This is a genomic window from Bacteroides sp. 519 (genome assembly GCF_010500955.1).
Taxonomy (GTDB): domain Bacteria; phylum Bacteroidota; class Bacteroidia; order Bacteroidales; family Bacteroidaceae; genus Bacteroides.
Genome location: NZ_QVMJ01000176.1, coordinates 1 through 299, shown reverse-complemented (window position 1 = coordinate 299; position 299 = coordinate 1). Strand labels below are relative to the sequence as shown.

Sequence of the window (299 nt, the reverse complement as noted above, 5' to 3'; positions counted from 1 at the left end):
TACAACGGTGCGAACGGGAAGGATCGTCAAAGTTTATCACGTAAAAAGTCGGTACTTTCTCGTAACCTTCCCGGTTGTTTAACAGGTGGTTATTGCAGAGTTCGATACAGACTATTTTACTGTATTCAGGATAGTAGATATGATTTTTGAAGTGAGGAATATGGCGCAGATTGAAGAACCAATTCCTGTAACAGAAGACGGGGACGGATTTGTCATAGGAACACCAAATTTCTATTGATGAGATTTTAGATAAAATTGAATATCTAACACAGATTATTGATGAAATTGATAAAGCAGCA

Annotated in this window: 1 pseudogene; it reads right to left on the bottom strand. The window is 37.1% G+C overall.

Annotated features, from left to right (window positions below):
- Positions 1-151 (bottom strand): annotated as a pseudogene (locus tag D0T85_RS23325) (conjugal transfer protein TraG); the annotation flags it as partial.
- Positions 152-299 lie beyond the last annotated feature (148 nt).